Here is a 20808-nt window from a genome sequence, read left to right on the forward strand (position 1 = left end):
CGTGTGCGGGCGACCGGCGCCCGGTAGCGCTGCGTGACGCCCGGTGGCGTGGCCCGCGGCATACCCTGGCCGCATGAGCGTCGGTCGCGCGCACGAGCTGGACGCGGTGATGCAGCGCGTCTGGGCGGGCTCTCCCGCGTCCGGTGCGGTGTGGGCGGTCGCCTGGGGGCCTCGGGAGACCCGGCAGGTGGTCACCGGATCGGCCGGCGGGCTGTCGCAGGATGCGATCCTGCGCCTCTCGTCGGTCACCAAGCTCATCGGAACCGTCGCGACACTCGCCCTCGCAGACGCTGGGGTGATCCAGCTCGACGACCCGATCGCTCGGTGGGTGCCGGCCTGGGCGGACCGTCGGGTGCTCCGCGAGCGGCACGCGCGGCTGGACGACACCGTGCCCGCGGAGCGCGACGTGACCGTGCGGGACCTGCTGCTGATGGGGTTCGGTCTCGGCTACGACCTGGCCGCGGACGCCGACGACGAGCTGGCCCGGGCCAGCGAGCGCGGGGGGATCCTGTCCTCGTGGCTCTGTCCCGGGATCGACCGGGCGGCTTGGGTCGAACGCACCGCCGCGCTGCCGATGGCCCACCAGCCGGGTGCCGGATGGCTCTACCAGACCTCCTACGACGCCCTCACCCTCGTGCTGGAGGCGGCGACCGGGCTCCCGGCGGAACGTCTGCTGCGGGATGCGGTCCTGGACCGGCTCGGGATGGGCGAGACCGCATACTCCCTGCGCGAGGACCAGCTGCCGCGCGTGCCCGCGCTCTTCTTCCCCGACGACCAGGGAGGTATGCAGCTCGCGGCCCCGGCGGGGGACCGGTCGCTGCTGACAGCACCGGACTTCCCCAGCCTGTCCACCGGGCTGCTGTCGACGGTGGGGGACATGGCCGTCTTCGCCCAGCTGCTGCTCGACGGCGCGTTGGGTGCCGACGGGCGCGTGGTGTCGTCCTCGGCCGTCCGCTCGATGGCCAGCCCAGCCCTGATCGGGGCGGCGCGGGAGATGGCTGGCGAGTTCCTCGACGCCGGCCTGGACTGGGGTCTGGGCGCCGCCGTCGACGACGAGGGGCGGTTCGGGTGGGACGGGGGCACGGGCACCTCGCTGTGGGTCGACCCGACGGCGGGGACCGCCGCCGTGCTGCTGACCGGGTTGGGTATGGGAGGCCCCACGCCACCGGTGTGGCTGACGCAGTTCTGGGAGGCCGTCCGTTCGGCGCCGTGGACGTGCGCTGGAGGTGACTGAGGTGTCCGCCGGGTGAACCTTGCGGGTGTCAGCACCGGTTTGGGCACCAGGGGCAATACGGTGGGGGCCGTGACGACCAACGACGACGATCACCTGTCGCGACCGCGCCGCTCCGGTGAGCCCGGGAACAGCCCCGCCGGAGGTGCGGTGGCCGACCCGGTCGGTCCGGCGACGATGGACCCCGAGAAGGTGACCACCTCCCTGGAGGCGTCCAAGGGCGCGGGCATGGGCAAGATCACGGCGTGGGCGTTCTACGACTGGGGCAGCCAGCCGTGGAACACCGTCATCACCACCTTCGTGTTCTCCGTCTACATCGTCAGCGAGAGCTTCGGCTCGACCAACTACACCTCCCAGATGCTGGCGTGGTCCACGGCCCTGGCCGGCCTCTTCGTGGCGGTGCTGGCGCCGGTCCTGGGGCAGAACTCGGACCGTTCGGGTCGCACGGTGCGCAACCTGCGCTGGCAGACCTGGCTCCTCGCGGCGATCGCGGCGAGCCTGTTCTTCGTCCAGCCCTCGCCGGAGTACCTCGTCCTGGGGCTCGTCCTGCTCGGGATCGGCTCGGTGGTCTCCGAGATCGCCGGCGTCAACTACAACGCCACCATCGAGCAGGTGGCCACCCCGAGGACGGTCGGCCGGGTCTCCGGCTACGGCTGGGGGTTCGGCTACCTCGGCGGCATCGTCGCGCTGCTCGCGATCTACTTCCTCTTCGTCCAGCCCGACGTCGGCCTCTTCGGCGTGACCGGCGAGAACGGCATGGACATCCGGGTCTCGATGCTCATGTGCGGCATCTGGATCGCGGTGTTCACCGTCCCGGCGCTCGTCGCTCTCAAGGACCGGCCGGTGCCGCGGGCGCCGCGGGTCGGGATCATCGACTCCTACAAGCTGCTGTTCGGGACCGTGCGGCGGCTGTGGGGGACCTCACGGCATACCGTGTGGTTCCTGCTCGCCTCGGCGCTCTTCCGCGACGGTCTGGCGGGCGTCTTCGCCTTCGGTGCGGTGCTCGCGGCCGGCACCTTCGGGATGAGCGCCGGTGAGGTGATCATCTTCGGGGCGGCGGCCAACATCGTGGCCGGCGTCTCGACCATCATCTTCGGCCTGGTGGACGACTGGATCGGCCCCAAGAAGGTCATCCTCATCTCGCTGTTCAGCCTGGTCATCCTCGGTCTGGTGATCTTCTTCCTGCACGACGGCGGCAAGACCGTCTTCTGGATCGCCGGCCTGGGTCTCACCGCCTTCGTCGGTCCTGCCCAGGCGGCCTCGCGGTCGTTCCTGGCGCGGCTGATCCCCGAGGGCAAGAGCGGGGAGATCTTCGGCCTCTACGCCACCACCGGCCGCGTCGTCTCCTTCCTCTCGCCCGCGGCCTTCGGCGTGGGCATCTGGATCGGTGCGCGGGTCACGGGGGAGGAGAACACGCAGTACTGGGGCATCCTCGGCATCGTCCTCATCCTCGCCGCGGGCGCCCTCGCGATGCTGCCGGTCAAGGAGCACAGCCAGCACCGGATCTGAGCGGCCCGACGTAGCGCATCACCCCGACGCCCGTGTCGTCCTCCTGTCTGAGCGGCCCCGCCGTGTAGTCATGTGCTGAAACGGTGTGTCACATCCGTGGTCTCCATGACGGATGTGACACACCGTTGACGCACAAGGGTGCGTCACCGTTCAGTGGCGCGTCACCGCTCAGCTGTCCGCGATGAAGGCCTCGGCGCGGTCCTTGGGCCGCCCGATGATCGCCCGGTCGCCGCGCACCAGCACCGGGCGCTGCATCAGGCGGGGATGCTCGACGAGCAGGTCGGCCACCTGCTCAGGCGTGGTGCACTCGTCGGCGGACAGGCCGAGCCCGGCGAAGAAGGCGTCCTTGCGGACCAGGTCGGCGGGCGGGTCCTCCAGCTTGGCGATGAGGTCGAGCAGCTGCTCGCGGTCGAGCGGGGTCTTCAGGTAGTGCACGACCTCGACCGGCAGCCCGGCCGCCTCGACGGTCTCCAGCGCGTGCCGCGACGTGGAGCAGCGGGAGTTGTGCAGGACGGTGAGCTCGGCCATGACCGCGACCCTACTCGCCGAAATTCCGGGTCCGCGGATCGCGCGCTCGGTCGGTGGCTCAGGCGGCGCCGAGCAGGTGGCGCAGCGCGAGCTGGTTGAGGTGCACGTGGCCGTAGCCGCGCCCCGCGAGCCGGTCGGCCTCCTCGGCCAGCTCCACCCCGAGGTCGCCCTCGGTCTGCAGCAGCGAGGCCGCGGTCTCGCCCTCGGCCAGGGTCGGCACGGCGAGCTCGTCCAGACCCGAGGCGCGCATCGCCTCCTGCACCTCCGGGTCGGCGCGGAAGGCACGGGCCCGCTCGGCCAGCAGGGTGTAGGTCTCCATGTTGGCCGCGGCGGAGCGCCAGACCCCGTCCAGGTCCTCGGTCCGGGACGGTTTGTAGTCGAAGTGGCGCGGGCCCTGGTAGCGGGGTCCGCCGCCGGCGAAGCCGTTCTCCAGCAGGTCCACGGTGAAGAACGCCGAGAGCAGGTCGCCGTGGCCGAAGACGAGGTCCTGGTCGAAGCGCGGTCCGTGCTGGCCGTTGAGGTCGATGTGGAAGAGCTTGTCCTGCCACAGCGCCTGGGCGATGCCGGAGGTGAAGTTGAGGCCGGCCATCTGCTCGTGCCCGACCTCGGGGTTGAGCCCGACGATGTCGCCGTGCTCCAGCATGGCGATGAAGCCCAGGGCGTGGCCGACCGTCGGCAGCAGGATGTCGCCGCGCGGCTCGTTGGGCTTGGGCTCCAGCGCGATCCGCATCCCGTAGCCGCGCTCCTTGATGAAGGCGGCCACGCTGTCCAGACCCTCGGCATACCGGTCCAGGGCGGCCTTGTGGTCCTTGGCGCCGTCGTACTCGGTGCCCTCGCGCCCGCCCCACATGACGAAGGTGCTCGCGCCGAGCTCGGCCCCCAGCTCGACCTGACGCAGCACCTTGCGCAGCGCCAGCCGCCGGACGCCGCGGTCGTTGCTGGTCAGCCCACCGTCCTTGAAGACCGGGTGGGTGAAGGTGTTGGTCGTCACCATGGGCACGGTCAGGCCCGTCTCCTCCAGCGCCGTGCGGAAGCGGGCGATGACCGCGTCACGGTCGGCGGCGCTCGCACCGGGCGGGACCAGGTCGTCGTCGTGGAAGGTCACCCCGGCTGCACCCAGCTCGGCGAGGCGATGGACGGACTCCACCGGGTCGATCGGGGCCCGGGTCGCGTCCCCGAACGGGTCTTGGGCGGACCAGCCGACCGTCCACAGGCCGAAGGTGAACTGGATGGGCGCGGATGGGGTGGGCGTCGGCACGAGGACCTCCTGAGTTGGTTGTGGCGTAAAACTATCGGGTGCCCGACCGGCCCGCAACCCTGCCACCGCCGCGACGAAATCGTTATCGATAACGATTGACACGCGGCGCAACATACTGGCAGATTCGGGTGCACCGACCTCTCACTCAACGCTGAGGAGCAGACCATGACCACCATCCGTGCACTGAGCCTGATGGCCTCGGGCAGCCTCGTCCTCACCCTTGCCGCGTGCGGCGACGGCGATGGCGGCGAGGGTGGCCAGGGCGCCTCCGACGGGGAGGACGTCACCCTCACCTGGTGGCACAACTCCAACACCGGTGACGGGCTGGAGTACTACCAGCAGGTGGCCGAGGACTTCCAGGACGCCAACCCGGGCGTGACCATCCAGATCGAGGCCATGCAGCACGAGGACATGCTGACCCAGCTGGACGCCGCCTTCCAGGCCGGCGACGCGCCGGACGTCTACATGGAGCGCGGCGGTGGTGAGCTCGCCGACCACGTCGCGGCCGACCTGACCATGGACCTCACCGAGGTCGCCGCCGAGGAGATCGAGATGCTCGGCGGGACCGTACAGGGCTGGACGGTCGACGACCGAGTCTACGCCCTGCCGTTCTCCATCGGCGTCGTCGGGTTCTGGTACAACACCGAGATGTTCGAGGAGGCCGGGGTCACCGAGACCCCGACCACCTGGGAGGAGATGTATGCGGTGATCGACCAGCTCAAGGCGGCCGGGATGGAGCCGCTCTCGGTCGGCGCCGGCGACGGCTGGCCGGCGGCGCACTACTGGTACCAGTTCTCGCTGCGCCACTGCGCCGAGGAGACCCTGACCGACGCCGTGCAGTCCCTGGACTTCTCCGACCAGTGCTTCATCACCGCCGGCGAGGAGGTCGAGCGCCTCATCGACGCCGAGCCGTTCAACCGCGGCTTCCTGTCCACCCCGGCGCAGTCCGGCCCGTCCAGCGCCTCGGGGCTGCTGGCCACGGAGCAGGTGGCCATGGAGATGCAGGGCCACTGGGAGCCGGGCGTGATGGCCGGGCTGACCGAGGACGGCGAGGGTCTGGGCGACAAGCTGGGCTGGTTCCCCTTCCCGCAGGTCGAGGGCGGCCAGGGCGACCCCGAGGCCCAGCTCGGCGGCGGCGACGCCTGGGGCGTCTCGGCGGACGCGCCGCCGGAGGCCGTGGAGTTCGTGCGGTACATGCTCTCCGAGGAGGTCCAGCGCGGGTTCGCCGAGCGGGACATGGGCCTGCCGACCAACCCGAACGCCACCGACGCGGTGGCCGACCCGGCGCTGGCCGGCCTGATCGAGGTGCGGGACAGCGCCCCCTACGTCCAGCTCTACTTCGACACCGCCTTCGGCCAGTCGGTCGGCGGGGCGATGAACGACACGATCGAGCTGATGTTCGCCGGGCAGGCCGGCCCGCAGGACATCGTCGACGCCACGCAGGCCGCGGCCGACGCCGAGGGCTGAGCCGCTCGCGATGACCAGCCTGTCCGTCCCGCCCAGGGGCGCCACGACCCAGCCCACCGGCCGCACCGCGCGGCCGGTGGGCGGGGGGCGCGACTGGCGGATGGCGGGGGAGATCCTGCTCTTCACCGCCCCGGCACTGACGATCTTCGGGCTCTTCGTCGTCTGGCCGATCCTGCGCGCGGTCCAGTTCTCGCTCTACCGCTGGAAAGGCTTCGGCCCGCTCGTCGACTTCGTCGGCCTGCAGAACTACGTCGCCGTCCTGACCAACGAGGTCTTCCGGGGCGCCGTCGGGCACAACCTGTTCATCGTCGTCGCCTCGATCCTCATCCAGCTGCCGCTCGGCCTGGGGATCGCGCTGCTGCTCAACCGGCGCATCCGCGGCCGCGGACTGCTGCGCACGATCATCTTCGTCCCCTACGTGCTGGCCGAGGTCATCGCCGGCGTGGTCTGGTTCCAGCTCCTGCAGCCGGGCCGCGGCGTCGTGGAGACCCTGCTCGGCACGGTGGGCCTCGACGGGCCCTACCAGGGGTTCCTCGGCACCCCCGAGCTGGCCATGCCGACCCTCATGGTGGTCCTGACCTGGAAGTATGTCGGGCTGGCGGTGCTCCTCTTCCTGGCCGGCCTCCAGGGCGTGCCGGACGAGCTGACCGAGGCCGCCCAGATCGACGGCGCCACCTGGTGGCAGATCCAGCGGCGGGTCACCATCCCGCTGCTCGGCCCCACGATCCGCACGTGGGCCTTCCTGTCGATGATCGGCTCGCTGCAGCTCTTCGACATGGTCTGGATCCTCACCGGCGGCGGCCCGGCGAACGCGACCACGACGATGGCGACCTTCCTGGTCAACGAGGGCACCAAGCGGCAGAACTACGGCATCGCCGCCGCCGCCTCGGTCGTGCTCTTCGTCATCGCCCTGACCATGGCCGTCCTCTACCAACGCTTCGTGCTGCGCCGGGACACCTCCGACGCCGACGTCCTGAGGGGGGTCCGATGAGCACCCCCATGAGTATGCGCGGCAGCATCCACGAGAGCAGCGACAGGAGCAGCCGGAGCACAGGGGCAGCCCTGGCAACCCCGTCGACGTCGACGGTGACGGACCAGCCCACCGGGCAGGCGACCGGCGACCGGCATACCCCTGGGTCAGGACGGCGCCGTGCGCCCGCTGAGCGCAACGGCCGCGGCGAGGGCGGGGTGCTGGTCTACCTGGCTGCCCTCGTCGTGGTCGCGCTCACCCTGGGACCCGTCCTGTATGCCGTGCTCGGCGGCTTCCGCACCAACGCCCAGCTCGCCGCGGACCCGGCCGGCCTGCCCGACCCGTGGGTCCTGGACAACTACCGCCGGGTGATCACCGGGAGCACCTTCTGGACCTACGCGCTCAACTCCGTGGCGATCGCGGTCATCACGACCGTGGTCACCGTGGTCGCCGGGCTCATGGCGGCCTACCCCCTGGCCCGCTACCAGTTCCGCTGGCGGGAGCCGCTGTTCATGGTCTTCGTCGTCGGCCTGCTCTTCCCCGCGACCGTGGCGATCATCCCGCTGTTCATCCTGGTCACCCGCGACCTGTCGCTGGGCAACACCTGGTGGGGCGTCGCGCTGCCGCAGGCGGCGTTCGCGCTGCCGATGACGATCGTCATCCTGCGGCCGTTCCTGATGGCGATCCCGCGGGAGATGGAGGAGGCCGCGATCATGGACGGCGCCTCCCGCCTGCAGTTCTTCTGGCGGGTGCTGCTCCCGCTGTCGGCACCGGGCGCTATCACCGTCGGGGTGCTCGCCTTCGTCGGCTCCTGGAACGCCTACTTGCTGCCGCTGCTCCTGCTGCGCGGCGAGATGAAGACGCTGCCGCTGGGCGTGGCCGACTTCTCCTCGCAGTACTCCTCCGACACCGCCGGCGTCTTCGCCTTCACCACCCTGGCGATGATCCCCGCGCTGATCTTCTTCCTCGCGATGCAGAAGCGCATCGTCAACGGGCTCCAGGGGGCGGTCAAGGGCTGACCCGCGCGACCACCACCACGACCGTGCTCGCCGGAGTCCGCGCGAGTCACGCCCGAGCGCTCACCCGACCCCTCGCCCCGAAAGGCACCCGTCATGACCCAGACCACCCGCGCCGCCTCGCTCCAGGAGGCGGCCCCGGCCACCGACGTGGCCGGGCTGCTCGCCTCCATGACCCTGGAGGAGAAGCTGGCCCAGATCGTGGGCTTCTGGGACAAGGGGGACGGTGAGGCGGTCGCCCCGCTGCAGGGCGCCTTCGTCGAGGCACAGGGACTGTATGACGTGGCCGCCCAGGGGCTGGGCCACCTCACCCGCGTCTACGGCACGCGTCCGGTGGACCCGGTGGAGCGGGCCAGGTGGCTGTGGGACTTCCAGCGGTGGCTGGTCGCCTCGACGAGACACGGCATACCCGCGCTGGTGCACGAGGAGTGCCTGACCGGGCTGTCGGCGTGGAAGGCCGCCACCTACCCCACACCGCTGGCCTGGGGCGCGTCCTTCGACCCCGTCCTGGTCGGGGAGGTGGCCGGCCTGGTGGGGGAGACGATGCGGCAGCTGGGCGTGCACCAGGGCCTGGCGCCGGTGCTCGACGTGGTGCGCGACCCGCGGTGGGGCCGGGTCGAGGAGGCGATCTCCGAGGACCCCTACCTGGTCGGCACCATCGGCACCGCCTACGTCGAGGGTCTGCAGGGCCAGGGCGTGCACGCGACGCTGAAGCACTTCGTCGGCTACTCGGCCTCGCAGGCGGGCCGCAACTTCGCGCCGGTGCACGCCGGACCGCGTGAGCTTGAGGACGTGCTCATGGTGCCGTTCGAGATGGCGCTGCTCGAGGGCGGGGCGCGCTCGGTCATGCACTCGTACAGCGAGATCGACGGCGTCCCCGTCGCGGCGGACCCTGACCTGCTGACCGGGGTGCTGCGCGACCGGTGGGGCTTCGACGGGACCGTCGTGGCCGACTACTTCGGCGTCGCCTTCCTGCACGTTCTGCACCGGGTGGCCGCAGACCTTGGGGAGGCTGCCGGGCAGGCGCTGCTGGCCGGCGTGGACATCGAGCTGCCCACCGGGGACGCCTACCTGGCACCGCTGGCGGCAGCCGTCCGCGCCGGCCAGGTCGACGAGGCCCTGGTGGACCGGGCCTGCGCCCGGGCGCTGGAGCAGAAGGCCGAGCTGGGGCTGCTGGGCGCGACCTTCGAGGACGAGCCGCCCACGCAGGTCGACCTGGACGGGCCCCGGCACCGGGCCGCGGCGCGGCGGCTGGCCGAGGAGTCGGTGGTGCTGCTGGCCAACGACGGGACGCTGCCGCTGACGGACCCGGCGCGGGTCGCGGTGATCGGGCCCAACGCGGACCGGCTGGAGGCGCTGTTCGGCTGCTACTCCTTCGTCAACCACGTCATCGCCCAGCATCCCGACGTCGAGGCGGGGATCCTCGCGCCGACCGTGCTCGAGGCGCTGGACGCCGAGTGGCCCGGAGCGGCGCTGCGGCACGTGCGCGGCTGCGACGTCGACTCCGAGGACGTCTCGGGGATCGGGGAGGCCGTGGCGGCGGCGCGGGAGGCCGAGGTCGCCGTTGTCGTCGCCGGGGACTCATCGGGCCTGTTCGGCCGGGCGACCTCGGGGGAGGGGTGTGACCGGGACGACCTGGAGCTGCCGGGCGTCCAGCGGCAGCTCGTCGAGGCGGTGCTGACCACCGGCACCCCCGTGGTGCTCGTGCTGCTCACCGGGCGCCCGTATGCCGTGGACTGGGCGCTGGAGGCGTGCGCCGCGGTCGTGCAGGCGTTCTTCCCCGGCGAGGAGGGCGCCGGGGCCGTCGCCGGTGTCCTCTCCGGACGGGTCAACCCCTCCGGCCACCTGCCGGTCAGTCTGCCCCGCTCCGCGGGCAGCCAGCCCTACACCTACCTGCACCCGCCCCTGGGTGGCGACAGCGACGTCACCAACCTCTCCAGCCGTCCCGCCCTGCCCTTCGGCCACGGGCTGTCCTACACCACCTTCGAGCTGTCCGACCTGGGGGTCCGGGCGGGCACGACGGCCGAGCCCGTGCAGGTGCGGGCGCGCCTCGCCAACACCGGCGACCGGGTGGGGGCGGACGTGGTCCAGGTGTACGCCCGCGACCTGGTGGCGTCGGTGACCCGCCCAATGGCCCAACTGGTCGGCTATGCGCGGGTCGTGCTCGAGCCGGGTGAGTCGCGCGTCGTGACGTTCAGCGTGCCGCCCACCCGGCTCTCCTTCACCGGTCGTGACCGCCGGCGGGTCGTCGAGCCCGGCGAGTTCGAGATCTGGGCCGGGGACTCGTCGGCCGACCGCCGGCTGGTGCGGATGGTCACCCTGGGCGGGGACGTGCACGAGGTCGGCCTGCACGAGCCGCGACGGACCAGCGTGGAGGTCGGTCCGCGCGAGGCCGGCGACGTCGGCTGAGAGCCGGGCGCGAGACCGAGGTCGAGCAGGCCCCGGCCAGGCGCTCGGGCTCAGCTGACCGCAGCCGCGGCAGTCGGGGGCGGTGCCGTCGAGGCCCGCTCGACCAGCGTGGTCTGCAGGCGCACGTGGGTCTGCTCCAGCTTCTTCCCGGCCAGGAGGGTGAGCAGCAGGTGCAGGGCGGTGCGGCCGAGCTCGGCGAGCGGCTGGGCCACGGTCGTCAGGGCCGGCTGCGCCAGGGCCGACTCGGGGACGTTGTCGAAGCCGATCACGGACACGTCCTCGGGCACGCGCAGTCCCAGCGACCGGGCGACCTCCACCGTGCGGATCGCCATGAGGTCGTTGGCGGCGAAGATGGCGGTGGGCCGGTCCCGGCGATCGAGCAGGAGGCGCGCCGGGGCGACGGCGGACTCGGCCCGGTAGGAGCCGGTGGCCAGCAGCGTCTCGTCGACCTCGACCCCCGCCGCGGCCATCGCCTGGCGGAAGCCCTTCTCCCGCAGCCGCGCGGACTCCAGGTCCTCGCGACCACGGATCATGCCGATCCTGGTGTGCCCCAGCGAGATCAGGTGCTCGATCGCGGTCCTGGCACCACCGACGTTGTCCGAGTCGACGGTGGGCACGTCGCCGTTGCCGGTGTGCGGGTCGATGGCGACCACCGGCACGGCGGCACCCGGCTCGATGACGGTGGGGGTGACGATGATCGCGCCGTCGACCAGGGTGCCGCCCAGGCGCCGCAGGGAGCGACGCTCCCACCCCACCGTCTCGCCGTGGATGGCGCCGGCGAAGGCGAGCAGCTCGTAGTCGGTCGTGGCCATCGCGCTGGAGACGCCCTTGAGCAGCTGGGTGCTGAACGGCTCGAACTCGGCGACCAGCACCCCCAGGATGCCGGTGCGCGAGCTGCGCAGGGCGCGGGCGCCCAGGTTCGTCTCGTAGCCCAGCTCGGCGATGACCTCGTGGACCCGGGCGGTGGTGCTCGCCGCCACGCCGTAGCGGCCGTTGACCACCTTGGAGACGGTCGCGACCGAGACCCCGGCCTGGCGCGCGACGTCCTCCATCCGGATCCGCCCGTGCGTCATCATGGCGGCCATTATCGCTGCTCAGGCTGTCCTGGTGGGGAACGCGGCGGCGGTCGACGTGGCGGGATCGGGCCCTGAGGACGGATCTAGGCTCGGCGGGAAACAAACCGGATCCGGATGTCGGCCCCAGGACCGGTCGAGCCGTAGCCTGAGCGGCATGCCCCTCGTCCCCACCCCGGCCGGACCCGGCGTCGTCCTGGCCCACCAGTCCTCGGTGCGGGAGGCGAACCTCGGGGTCGTGATGCGCAGCGTCTGCGCGACCGAGGAGCCGCTGTCGCGCGCCGGCGTCGCCGCCTCGACCGGGCTGACCCGCTCCACCGTCTCCCGGCTGGTCGACGAGCTGGTGGCAGGCGGCCTGGTCGACGAGGGCCAGGCGCGGCTCGCCGGCCCGGGGAGACCTCCTACCCCCCTGCGTCCGACCGGCCGGGTCGGCGCAGTCGGCCTCCAGGTGAACGCCGCGCACGTGGCCGCTCGCCTGATCGACCTGCGGGGACAGGTGGTCGCCGAGTCCCGCTCCGAGCCCGACCTCGTCGGCTCCCGTCCGGAGGAGGCGCTCTCGCTGCTGGCCGGCCACCTGGCGGAGGTCCTCAAGGGTCTGCCGGAGGATGGACGGGTCGTCGGGGCCGGGCTGGCGCTGCCCGGGATCGTGGACGGCGCGGGCGAGCGGCTCCTGCGCGCACCCAACCTCGACTGGCGCGACGTCGACCCCGCCACGGGGCTGCGGGAACAGCTGCACGGCATACCGCTGAGCCTGGGCAACGAGGCCAACCTCGCCGCGCACGCCTTCGCCCAGCCGGCGCCAGGGCGGCTCGGCGCGCACAGCCACTTCGTCTACGTCTCGGGCGAGATCGGGATCGGGGGCGCGGTGGTGACCGGCTCCCGCGTCCAGGCCGGCCTGCACGGCTTCGCCGGCGAGATCGGCCACCTGCCGTTCCGCCCGGGCGGTGAGCCGTGCGCCTGCGGGTCCGACGGGTGTCTGGAGCGGTATGCCGGGCGTCTGGCCATGACCCGCCGCGCCGGTCTGCCCCAGGCCACGACGCTGGCGGAGCTCGGCAGGCGCGCCGGGGCCGGGCACCGGGAGAGCCAGGAGGCGATCGACCTGGCCGCCGAGGCCCTCGGCGTGGTGCTGGCGGGTGTGGTCAACCTGCTCGACGTGCCGACGGCCGTGCTGGGTGGCGAGATCGGTGACCTGGCCGGGCAGCTGGCGCCCACGGTCCAGGAACGCCTGCGGACCCGGGTGATGGCGGCAGACTGGATGCCGGTCGAGGTGGTGCGCGACGCCGACGACGTCGCCGGTGCGACCGGTGGTGCACTGCTGCCGCTGAGCGAGGTCGTCAGCCGTCCTGCGGAGTACCTGACCCCGTGAGCTGCTCCCCCCACGGAGGCAGCGTGCTGATCCGCAGCGACAGGGTGCGGGTCTGCGCCGGCGGCAGGAGCACCCCCTCGGGGTCGCGGTTGAAGGCGTCGGGCGGGCAGGTCATCGGCTCCACCGCGGCGGCCACGCGCCCGATGCGGTCACCGGTGTAGAGCTGCACCCACGGGGCGTCGCTGTCCATCCGGACGCCGGGCGTCTCGGGGTGGGTGAGCTCGACGGCCCAGGAGGCGGGGAGATCGGTGAACGCGTGGTCGACCTCCAGCCCGGCCAGGGAGGTGCGCCGGGAGAGGTCGAGCTCAGCGTCGGCGACGGGCACCAGCGTGGTGGGGGAGGAGCGGTCGTCGGTGAGCAGCACGGCACCGGCCGGCAGGCTCACGTGGCACTCGTCGACGGGGCGGCCGTCGCAGGTGAGGTAGGGGTGGACGGAGGCGCCGAACGGGGCCGCGACGTCACCGAGGTTCGTGCCCTCGATGCGCACGCTCAGCCCCTCCTCGCCGAGCGTGTAGGTCGTGCTGCAGCGCACCTGGAAGGGGTAGCCGTAGGACGGCGGCAGGTCCAGCGCCCACGCGGCCATGGTGCCGGTGTGCTCGAGCAGGTCCCACCGCTGGAACGCGCCCAGGCCGTGCAGGGCTGCGCCGGTCTCGTGCTCGTTGACCGGCAGCTCGTAGGTGCCGCCGGCCACCTCGTACCGCCCGCTCACCACCCGGTTCGGCCAGGGGACGAGGGTCCGGCCGCGCCAGGCGTCGTCCAGCCGGTCCGGGGCGACCGGGTCGACGAGGTGGTGTCCCCGGTAGGTGAGGCTGAGCAGGGTCGCGCCGACCTGACCGACCTGGGCGGTGTAGCCGCCGCCCTGGAGGGTGAGCACGGTGCCGTGGACAGTCATGGTCAGCCAGTGTAGGAGTGTCCCGACGGGGCCAGCGTCGACAAGGCATGTGCGGAAACGGTGTGTCACCTCCGTCGCGTGCAGGACGGATGTGTCACACCGTCGCGCACATGGGTGAGCCCGCAGGCTCCTTGCCGAACTGTTCGTCAGCGAGGGCACGGTCAAGGCTCAGCTGGCTGCCGTCGAGGGGCCCTGCAGCAGAGAGGTGACCACCGGCCGCGACGGCGACTCAAGCGTTACCGTGGCGCATGGCCACCCACGAGGTCACCAACCAGCCCCCGCCGCGCGTGGAGCTGGACGAGTATGCCGAGAACCGCCCGCTCACCGAGGCGGTCGCCGCGTTCGGTGCGGACTGGGCCACAGCGCACCTGCACCGTGTCGGGCGGCATGTCGGGTCGGCGCCGTTCCAGGAGGATGCGGCGGCGGCGCACCGCATACCCCCGACCCTGCGCAGCCATGACCGGTGGGGCCGGCGGATCGACGAGGTCGACTACGACGCCGCCTACCACCGCATCATCGGTGCCGCGGTCGCGGACGGCGCACACACCTCGGTCTGGGCCGAGCCCCGGCCCGGTGCGGCGGTGGCCAGGGCCGCCACGTTCATGCTCTACGCGCAGGTCGAGCCGGGCCACGCCTGCCCGGTGTCGATGACGCACGCCGCCGTGCCCAGCCTGGGGCACGACGTGCAGCTCGCCGACCGGTGGCTGCCGCGGCTCCTCTCCCGCGACTACGAGCCGCGGCTGGAGCCGGGCAAGACCTCAGCGCTGTTCGGCATGGCGATGACCGAGAAGCAGGGGGGCTCGGACGTGCGCGCCACCACGACGCGGGCCGTCGATGCCGGGGACGGGAGCCACCGGCTGACCGGGCACAAGTGGTTCTGCAGCGCGCCCATGTCCGACGCCTTCCTGGTGCTGGCCCAGGAGCCACGAGGGCTGAGCTGCTTCCTGGTGCCGCGCGTGCTGGAGGACGGCACCCGCAACGCGTTCGCCATCCAGCGGCTCAAGGACAAGGTGGGCAACCGGTCCAACGCCTCGGGTGAGGTGGAACTCGACCAGACCGTCGGCTTCCGGGTCGGGGAGGCCGGGCGCGGGGTGCGCACGATCATCGACATGGTCGCGCACACCCGCCTGGACTGCGTGCTCGGCTCGGCCGCCGGCATGCGTCAGTCGGTGGCCGAGGCGGTCTGGCACGCCCGGCACCGGCAGGCGTTCGGCGCCCGGTTGGTCGACCAGCCCGTGATGACCGCAGTCCTGGCCGACCTGGCGCTGGAGTCCGAGGCCGCGACCTGGACGGCGCTGCGCCTGGCCCGGGCTCACGACACGGACGCCGACGGGCAGGAGCGGGGCTTCCGCCGCATCGCGACGGCCGTCGCGAAGTACTGGGTCTGCAAACGCGGGCCCGGTCACTCCGTGGAGGCGATGGAGTGTCTCGGTGGCAATGGCTACACCGAGGACTTCCCGCTGGCGATGCGCTACCGCGAGCAGCCCGTCATGGCGATCTGGGAGGGCTCGGGCAACGTCATCGCCCTCGACGTGCTGCGGGCGATCGGGCGCGACCCGCACTCCCTGACGGCCTTCTTCGAGGAGGTCTCGGCAGCCGGCGGCGCGCACCCCGTGCTCGACGCCCACCTGACCCGCACCCGCGAGCTCTCCCGCGCCGCCGACCCGAGCACCGCCCGACGCCTGGTGGAGGCGCTCGCGCTGGCGCTGCAGGCGTCGCTCATGCTCCAGCGCGCGCCGTCGCCGGTGGCGGAGGCGTTCGTCGGGTCGCGCCTCGACGGGCAGGGCGGGCACCTGTATGGCGTGCTCTCGCCCGGCGCCGACGTGGCCGCCATTCTCGAGCGGGCGTGAGGCGGCGGGCCCGTTCGGCTCAGCTGATGATGCCGTGCCGGGCGTTCCAGTCGCGGGTCGTGCGGTGTGCGTCGTAGATCCCGAACGCCCAGCCGACGAACCACAGCGGGATGAACAGCAGGCCCAGCAACGGGACGAACCTCAGCACCCCGGTGATGGCCAGCACGAGGAAGATGACGATGCCGCGCCCTGGAGCACCGCCCAGCAGGGTCCCGAGCCCGGGGATCACCGCGGAGGCGATCGCGTACAGCGCCGGGTTGCGCGGCCTGACGTGCGGGTACGCCCGCGGGGGCCAGGAGCCTGCAGGGGGTGCCCACTGCCGCTGGGGCGGTAAGGGCGGAGGTGCCCACGGCGGACCGTGCGAAGGCTGGTTGTTCCATGGTGGCGGATAGGTGTTGTTCATCCTCGGGCCCCTTTGCTCGGGTGGATGCCCGGGTGGGGTCGTCAGGAGATCCGCGCCGGGCAGGCCGCTGGGCCGGACTATAGCGCCACCTTCCAGCATGTGGCTTGCGAGAGCGGGTCCTACCCTTCCCCATCCACTGCTGGCGTGGCTCGTAGGTGGTGGTGCACGTAGCGGCGTCCGGCGGTGGAGTAGAAGGTGACCGGCGCCCAGGTCTGCTGCCCCGGTGCCTGGATGAGTGCCGTGCGCTCGTCGAAGGGGTGCAGCTCGAAGGTCTGCACCGGGTCTCGTTCCTCGGTCAGCGGGTGCAGGTCCGTGGAGACCAGGGTGGCCAGCCCGTCCACCTCCTCGACCTCGATCCGCTCCGCGCCACGCTCGTAGGTCCCGGAGGCGCCGTCGAGACTCACCTCGCCCTCGCGAGGTGCCAGGGCGGCCGGCAGGTCCACGCCGGCGAGCTGGTCGAAGACCTCGCCGTACAGCGAGCGGAAGAGGTCGGTCGTGTTGCCGCCGTTGGTCAGCAGCGCGACGACGAGGCCTGCCCGGGGCAGCACCCTCAGGAAGGCCGACTGGCCGATGGTGTTGCCGTCGTGCCCGATGAGCCGCTCGCCGTTCCAGTCGAAGCGGATCCAGCCCAGGCCCCAGGAGTCACCGAGGTCGAAGCGGCCCGGCAGGCGGACCTGCTCCTCCTGCATCGCCCGGACCTGCTCCGCGCCGAGCACCCGTGTCCCGTCGGCTGCCACGCCGTCCCGCAGGTGGGTCGCGGCGAAGTCGAGCAGGTCCCGGATCCGGGCGTGGATGAGACCAGCCGGTCCGGAGGAGCGCGGGATGCCCCAGACGGAGACCGGCCGCACCTGCTGGTCCTCCCCGCGCTCGTGCCCGAGCGCCGCGTCGTAGAGCAGCGCCTCCTCGGGCAGGGTGCCGGTGCGGGTGAGCCCCAGGGGCGCGATGATCCGCTCGCGCAGGACCTCGTCCCACGTCTGGCCGGTGACCTTCTCCACGACCCGGCCGGCGAGGTTGAAGCCGGAGTTGCAGTAGGAGAACGTCTCGCCGAGCGGGTGCAGCTGGGCGGCGTCGGCCAGCCCGGCCACATACCGCTCCAGGCAGTCGTCCCCGCGGCCGGTGTCGGTGAAGATGTCCCCGTCGATCCCGCTGGTGTGGGTGAGCAGGTGGCGCAGCGTGACCCGCGCGGCGACGTCCTCGTCGGCCAGCCGCAGCTCGGGCAGGACGTCCCGCACGGGTGCGTCGAGGTCGACCAGCCCCTCCTCGACCAGCTGCATCACCAGCGTGGCCGTCCAGACCTTGGTGATCGAGCCGATCTGGAAGACGGAGTCAGGGGTGACGGCGTGACCGGTCGTGCGGCTGAGGACCCCGTGTGCGGCGGCCGCGACCTCGTCCGAGCCGTCGGGCGCCGCACCGAGGCGGAGGATGCCGAGCACGGCACCCGGGACCTCGTGCCGGTCCGCCAGCACGGAGAGCCGGTGCTGCCAGTGGTCGGCATCGAGCGCCGGGACGGCGGAGCCGGTCGCGGAGGCGTGGCGGTTGACCCAGTCCACGACCCGGCGGTTGTAGTCGGCGCGGTGCGACGGCCGGCCGCTGAGGATGAAGAGGTGTGCCGCACCCGGGTAGAGCACCAGCTCGGCGGGGACGTGACGGGCCCGCAGCGAGCCGAACCAGCGCTGTGCCTCGCTCACGGGGCAGCGGACGTCTGCCGCGCCCTGCAGGATGAGCGTGGGCGTGCGCACCCGGTCCACGAGGTGGATCGGCGAGGACCGGTCCAGGTGCTCCCCGTCCGTCCAGGGCAGGGCCCCCATCTCCAGGTCGGCCAGGAAGTAGCCCATGTCGGAGGTGGTGGCGATGCTGCGGCCGTCAGCCACGATCCCGCCGGGCACCGCGGCCGCGAAGCGGTCGTCGCGAGAGGTCAGGTAGCAGGTCATGTAGCCGCCGTAGCTGTAGCCGGTGACCGCGAGCCGGCCCGGGTCGGCGACACCCTCGGCCACCAGCGCGTCCAGCGGTGCCAGGAAGTCGTCGGCGTCGGCGACGCCCCAGCCGCCGACGGCCGCGGTGTAGAACGCCTCCCCGTAGCCGTCGCTGCCCCTCGGGTTGAGCAGGAGCACGCCCCACCCCGCCGCAGCCAGGGCCTGGTGGTAGAGGTGTTCGGCGTCGGCGACGCCGGACCAGGCGTTGTGCGGGCCTCCGTGGATGTCGAGCAGCAGCGGCCCCGCGCCCTCGACGTCGTCCCGGCGCAGGAGCCAGCCGTGCACGGTGGTGCCGTCCGGGGCGGTGAAGGTGCGCTCCTGCGGGGCGACCCAGTCCAGCTCGCCGAGCAGGTCGGCGCGGTAGTCGGTCAGCTCGGTGACGTCTCCGGTGGTCAGGTCCAGGAGCGCCACCTCGCCGAAGGTGTCCGGCGTGCTCAGGACCACGGCGGCGCGCTCACCGTCGGGCGTCACCGACATCCCGGCGACGGTGGTGGTGCCGCCGATGAGCACCTCCGGCTCCCTGCCCGCACGCAGTCGGTAGAGGTGGGTGTAGCCCTGGTCGCGGAAGCAGACCAGCAGGTCGCCGTCGGCCAGGAGCGCCGGCGTCGCCCCCGGGTAGCCGGGTGCGCCGCCCATCACGTTGCGGTCCACCTGCGTCGTGAGGTCCCGTCGCTCGCCCCCTGTCAACCCCCGCAGCCACAGCTCGGCGTGCCCACCGCCGGGCTCGGCCGAGCCCAGGCACAGCAGCTCGCCCCCGGGGGCGAAGGCGACCGGCACCTCATACCGGCGGTCGACCCCGGGCAGCTCGCGGACAGCACCGGGTGCCTCGAGAGCGACCACGTGCGTGGTGGTGGTCATCGTCAGGTCGTTGTCCGGTCCGCTGCCGGTCGCGAAGACCACCGAGCGGCCGTCCGGCGTCCACACGGGGGAGGCGCAGTGCAGCTTGCCCGAGGTCAGCTGGGTCACCTCGCCGGAGTCGATCTGCACGGTATGCACGTGCTCCCGGACGCCGCCGATGAAGCCGGCGCCGTCGGCCTGGTAGAAGAGGTCGCGGGCGACGACCGGGGCGGACGCGCTGGCCTCGGGCGGCATACCGGTCGGCGAGACGGCGGCACTGAAGGCGATGCTCTGCCCGTCCGGGCTCCAGACCGGCTCGCCGGCGCCCCACTCCAGGTGGGTCAGCTGCCGGGCGTCGCCACCGGCCGCCGGCAGCAACCACACCTGCGGCGGCCCGTCCGTCGCCCGTAGGAAGGCCAGCTGCGAGCCGTCGGGGGAGAAGACGGGGGAGCTGTCGCCCGGCCCGGAGGTCAGGCGCCGCGGAGCCGACCCGTCCGTGCCGACCTCCCAGAGCTCGCTGTGCGACCCGTCCTCCTCGCGGTCGACGCTGGTGCGGACGTAGACGACCCGGTCGCCGCCCGGGGCCACGGCGGGCTGCTGCGGCTTGACCACCGCGTAGAGGTCCTCGATCTGCGGCGCGCGGGTCATGGCAGTTCTCCTCAGGCTCGACGTCCGGTCCACGGGCAGCCTTGCACCGCGGCCCGCGCTGGGACTTCGTCGGGACGGACGAAGCGGGCGGCGACGGTTGGTGATTCTGGCCACCGCGCACCGGTCGCACCCCGCCCTAGCCTGAGTGGGCCCGGCGCCGCGAGGCGTCTCACCGCCGCGTCGTGGACGGGCAGACCTGGAGGACGGAGATGTGATGGGCAGCCAGGCGATGGCCACCGGACTGATGGACACCGAGGCGATGGTCCAGGACCTGCGCACTCTGGTGGAGTGCGAGTCGCCCTCGGGCGACGTCGCCGCCACGAGGCGCTGCGCCGAGCTGGTGGCCGAGCTGGGGGAGCGGTGGCTCGGCGCGGCACCCCGGGTGGTGCGCACCGGCGAGCGCGTCGCCCTGCTGTGGTCGTGGGAGGGACCGCGGCGCCGGCTCGTCCTCGGGCACCTGGACACCGTGTGGCCGATCGGCACCCTGGCCAGGTGGCCGTTCACCCACGACGCCGACCGGGCCTCCGGCCCGGGGTGCTTCGACATGAAGGCCGGGATCGTCCAGGCCATGCACGCGATCGCCAGCCTCGAGGACCCCTCCGGCCTGCAGCTGCTGCTCACCTCCGACGAGGAGATCGGCGCCCCCGACTCCCGACCCCTCATCGAGCAGGTCGCCCGGGAGGTGGACGAGGTGTTCGTCCCCGAGGCCAGCGCCGCCGGTGCCCTGAAGGTGGAGCGCAAGGGTGTCTCGCTGTATGCCGTGCACGTCGCCGGCCGCGCCGCGCACGCCGGCCTGGAGCCCGAGCTGGGCGTCAACGCCAGCATCGAGCTGGCGCACCAGGTGCTGGCGATCGCCGCCCTCCAGGACGCGTCGGCCGGCACCACCGTGACGCCGACCGTGCTGTCGGCCGGCACCACGACGAACACCGTCCCGGCGGCGGGCCAGATCCGGGTGGACGTGCGCGCCCGCACGGAGGCGGAGCAGGACCGGGTCGATGCGGCCATGCGTGCCCTGACGCCCGTGCTCGACGGTGCCGCGCTGAGCATCGGGGGCGGGAAGAACCGGCCACCACTGGAGCGACGACGTTCCGAGCAACTGCTGGCCCGGGCGGTGCAGGCCTACCGCGACCTCGGGTACGGCGAGCTGGCCGGGGTCGCGGTCGGGGGCGCGTCGGACGGCAATTTCACCGCCGGGCTGGGGATCCCCACCCTGGACGGCCTCGGCGCGGTGGGCGACGGGGCGCACGCCGAGGGGGAATGGGTCTCGGTGCCCGACCTGACTCGCCGGGCCGCCCTGCTGGCGGCGCTCGTCCGACCCGACGACCCGGCCCGCTGACTTTGTTGCCGCCGCACGATTCCCGCCCGGTCAGCCTCGACC

The 20808-nt window shown here is 72.7% G+C and carries 15 protein-coding genes; 9 read left to right on the forward strand and 6 right to left on the reverse strand.

Going from position 1 to position 20808, the window contains the following annotated elements; genetic code table 11:
- The first annotated feature begins 73 nt into the window (after nt 1-73).
- Together ESZ52_RS08415 and ESZ52_RS08420 are read left to right on the forward strand one after the other, a co-directional pair.
- Nucleotides 74-1234 carry a serine hydrolase domain-containing protein gene (locus ESZ52_RS08415; RefSeq protein ID WP_131104540.1) on the forward strand — a complete coding sequence of 387 codons (1161 nt, stop codon included), beginning with the start codon at nt 74-76 and terminating at the stop codon, nt 1232-1234.
- Nucleotides 1235-1303: 69 nt separating this feature from the next.
- On the forward strand, nt 1304-2740 hold the full coding sequence (locus tag ESZ52_RS08420; RefSeq protein ID WP_238154403.1) for an MFS transporter: 1437 nt from the start codon (nt 1304-1306) through the stop codon (nt 2738-2740).
- A gap of 168 nt (nt 2741-2908) precedes the next feature.
- Here ESZ52_RS08420 and ESZ52_RS08425 read toward each other — a convergent pair whose 3' ends face one another.
- Nucleotides 2909-3268, reverse strand: coding sequence for an ArsC/Spx/MgsR family protein (locus tag ESZ52_RS08425; RefSeq protein WP_131104541.1), 360 nt, complete (start codon nt 3266-3268; stop codon nt 2909-2911).
- Between the two features lie 58 nt (nt 3269-3326).
- Nucleotides 3327-4526: a xylose isomerase gene (gene xylA / locus ESZ52_RS08430; RefSeq protein ID WP_238154402.1), complete on the reverse strand. Its 1200-nt coding sequence runs from the start codon at nt 4524-4526 to the stop codon at nt 3327-3329.
- 165 nt (nt 4527-4691) lie between these two features.
- Between xylA and ESZ52_RS08435 the strand changes: the two genes are divergently transcribed.
- From ESZ52_RS08435 to ESZ52_RS08450, 4 genes are all read left to right on the forward strand, one after another.
- The gene (locus ESZ52_RS08435) at nt 4692-5993 is read left to right on the forward strand and encodes an ABC transporter substrate-binding protein (RefSeq protein WP_131104543.1); all 1302 of its coding nucleotides are present in this window, start codon (nt 4692-4694) and stop codon (nt 5991-5993) included.
- A 10-nt stretch (nt 5994-6003) separates the two neighbouring features.
- Nucleotides 6004-6984: a carbohydrate ABC transporter permease gene (locus ESZ52_RS08440; protein WP_131104544.1), complete on the forward strand. Its 981-nt coding sequence runs from the start codon at nt 6004-6006 to the stop codon at nt 6982-6984.
- A complete protein-coding gene (locus ESZ52_RS08445) occupies nt 6981-7982 on the forward strand; it encodes a carbohydrate ABC transporter permease (RefSeq protein ID WP_238154401.1) in 1002 nt (333 codons plus the stop codon). The genes ESZ52_RS08440 and ESZ52_RS08445 overlap by 4 nt, the downstream gene beginning before the upstream one ends.
- A 93-nt stretch (nt 7983-8075) precedes the next feature.
- Complete coding sequence (locus tag ESZ52_RS08450) at nt 8076-10388, forward strand: beta-xylosidase/alpha-l-arabinosidase (RefSeq protein ID WP_131104545.1); 2313 nt, start codon at nt 8076-8078, stop codon at nt 10386-10388.
- A 50-nt stretch (nt 10389-10438) separates the two neighbouring features.
- On the opposite strand, the gene ESZ52_RS08455 is transcribed toward ESZ52_RS08450, so the two are convergent.
- On the reverse strand, nt 10439-11464 hold the full coding sequence (locus ESZ52_RS08455) for a LacI family DNA-binding transcriptional regulator (RefSeq protein WP_131104546.1): 1026 nt from the start codon (nt 11462-11464) through the stop codon (nt 10439-10441).
- A 154-nt stretch (nt 11465-11618) separates the two neighbouring features.
- Between ESZ52_RS08455 and ESZ52_RS08460 the strand changes: the two genes are divergently transcribed.
- Nucleotides 11619-12827: an ROK family transcriptional regulator gene (locus ESZ52_RS08460; RefSeq protein WP_131104547.1), complete on the forward strand. Its 1209-nt coding sequence runs from the start codon at nt 11619-11621 to the stop codon at nt 12825-12827.
- Here ESZ52_RS08460 and ESZ52_RS08465 read toward each other — a convergent pair.
- Nucleotides 12796-13719 (reverse strand): aldose-1-epimerase, encoded by a 924-nt coding sequence (locus tag ESZ52_RS08465; RefSeq protein ID WP_131104548.1) that lies wholly within the window; start codon nt 13717-13719, stop codon nt 12796-12798. The two genes, ESZ52_RS08460 and ESZ52_RS08465, sit on opposite strands and share 32 nt — an antisense overlap.
- A 248-nt stretch (nt 13720-13967) precedes the next feature.
- Here ESZ52_RS08465 and ESZ52_RS08470 point away from each other — a divergent pair, with 248 nt between their 5' ends.
- Complete coding sequence (locus tag ESZ52_RS08470; protein WP_131104549.1) at nt 13968-15569, forward strand: acyl-CoA dehydrogenase family protein; 1602 nt, start codon at nt 13968-13970, stop codon at nt 15567-15569.
- Between the two features lie 19 nt (nt 15570-15588).
- Here the strand turns inward: ESZ52_RS08470 and ESZ52_RS08475 are convergent, their stop codons facing one another.
- On the reverse strand, nt 15589-15972 hold the full coding sequence (locus tag ESZ52_RS08475; RefSeq protein WP_131104550.1) for a hypothetical protein: 384 nt from the start codon (nt 15970-15972) through the stop codon (nt 15589-15591).
- A 119-nt stretch (nt 15973-16091) separates the two neighbouring features.
- Nucleotides 16092-19430: a serine hydrolase gene (locus ESZ52_RS08480; protein WP_131104551.1), complete on the reverse strand. Its 3339-nt coding sequence runs from the start codon at nt 19428-19430 to the stop codon at nt 16092-16094.
- Between the two features lie 214 nt (nt 19431-19644).
- On the opposite strand from ESZ52_RS08480, the gene ESZ52_RS08485 reads away from it, so the two are divergent.
- Nucleotides 19645-20766: a M20 family metallopeptidase gene (locus ESZ52_RS08485; protein WP_202865430.1), complete on the forward strand. Its 1122-nt coding sequence runs from the start codon at nt 19645-19647 to the stop codon at nt 20764-20766.
- Nucleotides 20767-20808 lie beyond the last annotated feature (42 nt).

Source organism: Ornithinimicrobium sufpigmenti, from assembly GCF_004322775.1.
Classification (GTDB): Bacteria; Actinomycetota; Actinomycetes; order Actinomycetales; family Dermatophilaceae; genus Ornithinicoccus; species Ornithinicoccus sufpigmenti.

Bases quoted from the DNA above. Each gene is read 5' to 3' on its own strand.
- ESZ52_RS08415 (WP_131104540.1), top strand. From the start codon at position 74: ATGAGCGTCGGTCGCGCGCACGAGCTGGACGCGGTGATGCAGCGCGTC.
- ESZ52_RS08425 (WP_131104541.1), bottom strand. From the start codon at position 3,268: ATGGCCGAGCTCACCGTCCTGCACAACTCCCGCTGCTCCACGTCGCGG.
- ESZ52_RS08435 (WP_131104543.1), top strand. From the start codon at position 4,692: ATGACCACCATCCGTGCACTGAGCCTGATGGCCTCGGGCAGCCTCGTC.
- ESZ52_RS08440 (WP_131104544.1), top strand. From the start codon at position 6,004: ATGACCAGCCTGTCCGTCCCGCCCAGGGGCGCCACGACCCAGCCCACC.
- ESZ52_RS08445 (WP_238154401.1), top strand. From the start codon at position 6,981: ATGAGCACCCCCATGAGTATGCGCGGCAGCATCCACGAGAGCAGCGAC.
- ESZ52_RS08450 (WP_131104545.1), top strand. From the start codon at position 8,076: ATGACCCAGACCACCCGCGCCGCCTCGCTCCAGGAGGCGGCCCCGGCC.
- ESZ52_RS08455 (WP_131104546.1), bottom strand. From the start codon at position 11,464: ATGATGACGCACGGGCGGATCCGGATGGAGGACGTCGCGCGCCAGGCC.
- ESZ52_RS08460 (WP_131104547.1), top strand. From the start codon at position 11,619: ATGCCCCTCGTCCCCACCCCGGCCGGACCCGGCGTCGTCCTGGCCCAC.
- ESZ52_RS08465 (WP_131104548.1), bottom strand. From the start codon at position 13,719: ATGACTGTCCACGGCACCGTGCTCACCCTCCAGGGCGGCGGCTACACC.
- ESZ52_RS08470 (WP_131104549.1), top strand. From the start codon at position 13,968: ATGGCCACCCACGAGGTCACCAACCAGCCCCCGCCGCGCGTGGAGCTG.
- ESZ52_RS08475 (WP_131104550.1), bottom strand. From the start codon at position 15,972: ATGAACAACACCTATCCGCCACCATGGAACAACCAGCCTTCGCACGGT.
- ESZ52_RS08480 (WP_131104551.1), bottom strand. From the start codon at position 19,430: ATGACCCGCGCGCCGCAGATCGAGGACCTCTACGCGGTGGTCAAGCCG.
- ESZ52_RS08485 (WP_202865430.1), top strand. From the start codon at position 19,645: ATGGGCAGCCAGGCGATGGCCACCGGACTGATGGACACCGAGGCGATG.